The organism is Enterococcus sp. HY326 (assembly GCF_026157065.1).
In the GTDB taxonomy this organism is placed as follows: domain Bacteria; phylum Bacillota; class Bacilli; order Lactobacillales; family Enterococcaceae; genus HY326.
Genome location: NZ_JANLGQ010000027.1, coordinates 1 through 2,157 on the forward strand (window position 1 = coordinate 1; position 2,157 = coordinate 2,157).

The window sequence follows — 2,157 nt, forward strand, 5'->3', positions numbered from 1 at the left end:
ATTGCTGCATCAACTCAGATTTTGGTTTCTTACCAACGATGATTTTGAAATCCCCAGGGGGATACCAGATTTATTTTGTACTGGAGAATGCGTGGTATATCTCGAATAAAGACAACTATGGTTCCATTCGGATTGCAAAAAGAATATCAGAGAACCTGCGGACTTTTTTTGGGAAATCTCTGCCTGTCGATTTTTCATGCAACCATTTTGGTATTGCTAGAATCCCTCGGACAGACAACGTTGTGTTGTATCAACCACACTTTGTTTACCCTATGCAGCAATGGATTGACTGGTCTATGACATTTGCTCCGGCAAAACCTAAACGTAAAAATCCGGACGGATTACGAGTTTTGAAAGGTAAATCAAGAGGACAAGTTGATGAGCCATGGGTGAAAATTCTCCTTAACCGCAAAGAAATAAGTGGCACTAAAGGCGTGATTGGGCGCAACAATGCCTTATTTACGTTGGCTTTGGCCCACTATGCTTCAGGAATCAGCTATCAAGAGTGCTATGATTTTCTTGACGAGTTTAATAGTTTTCAGCTGGTCAGTCCGTTACGTGAAAAAGAGTACACTCGAACCATCAAAAGTGCCTATTCAGGTAAGTATCAAGCTGCTAGCCGAGTAGTTATCCGCCGGCTAGTGACCAATTGGACATCAGAAACCTTTTCTGACGATCAGTTGTTTGGCACAAGCAGCTGGTATAAGTTTAAGAAGCCTAGAGAAGAACGTCAGAACAGTCATTTTGACGAGTGGGCGGCTGATTTGCTGGCTTATTTGAGTAGGCAAAGTTATGTTTATAAACCGGTAATTGAAACAACGAAGAAAGAAATTCTGAAAGACTTAAGTATCCCTGCGAGATCACTTGACCAGGTATTAATTAATCTAAAAACAACCGGACAGATTTACTTAAAAACAAAACGTGGCCGTGGCGGAGGAATTCAAGTTGCCACCCGTTCTGCGCTTATGCAAACACTAATTTTGGTTAAGCAGGAAGTTCAACAAACATATCGTAAATCGATTTTAACCCTATTTCCTAATTCGGGTAGGTTAGTAAATGACGTGCTGAAACCAGCGAAAAAACGTGAACAAGATGTGTTTCCAGTGTTGTTAGATTTACGAGATACAAGTTAAGCTTAAATACGCAAACTGCCTTATACATTAATATTTCTTTGATACTTACGAGTGTTTATAGGGGGAGAATAGTTTGTGAAACTATACGTTATGGCTGTAGGTGTCTATGATTTCGAAGTAATCAATCCAATTTATACTTTGTGTGTAGATTGGAATAATTCATTTTTCATGGGTTCTTTTTGGGCTGAATTTTTTTTTTGACGACTCGTTAAAATACAATTCTATAGCAGTTTTAATTAGCTTAGTGACAGGTAATGTTACCTATGAACTGCTAGATTATTTCGTAGATTTTGATGGAAATAAATCCTCCTTTGTCCTAGCAAATGAGGCGATTACACTGTCTAATGTGAAGGATTCTTGGTCGGTAAATGTGGAATATTGGGACGCTTCAGAAGGCAATCAACAAGTGAAAATTCTTCAAGGACAGGACCATTATACGTATGTGTATATGGATGATTTACCGAACCAGTTGGAAGTCATTCGGGTTACGGTACCCCTGACTATGTTAACGCAAGACTATCAAAATCAAATTGTGGTTAGTCGCAGTGATTTGTCTAGTTCCTCCGTCCCATTACTCACGCAACAACAAGTGAATGAGAAGTCAGTGGAGCATTCTATTTTGTTCAGAAATACAGTGATTGAAGAAAGGCAAACAATGACTGGCTGCTCTAAAAAATCTATCGAAGAATACCAAGTATCCATTGATGATTTGCGTAGTAATTTAGAAGTTGAAACCGAGAAACAACAGACAGAAACCAGTACCCAAATTCGATTATTAGAAGGAGAAATTCGTCAGGAAGAACAGAGTCAAGCTGTACAAGAAACACAACTTGAAGAGTATCAATTACAGATTGTAATGTTGCAAGAGAAGCTAAAAACCTATAAATAGTGGGTGACACAAATTATGTGTTTTTAGCACAAATAATGTGTTCGTAATGTGTTAAGACTGTGTTAACCCTACACAAATCATGTGTTAAACCAATTGAAACTGGCACCATTGAAAACCCCCGCACTGCGGGGATAG

The 2,157-nt window shown here is 38.8% G+C and carries 2 protein-coding genes; both read left to right on the forward strand.

The window, feature by feature from the left end:
* On the forward strand, positions 1-1,133 hold a 1,133-nt coding region (locus ORH16_RS18810), incomplete at its 5' end, for a primase C-terminal domain-containing protein (RefSeq protein ID WP_265460464.1).
* Positions 1,134-1,377: 244 nt separating this feature from the next.
* Positions 1,378-2,022, forward strand: coding sequence for a hypothetical protein (locus ORH16_RS18815; protein ID WP_265460465.1), 645 nt, complete (start codon positions 1,378-1,380; stop codon positions 2,020-2,022).
* Positions 2,023-2,157 lie beyond the last annotated feature (135 nt).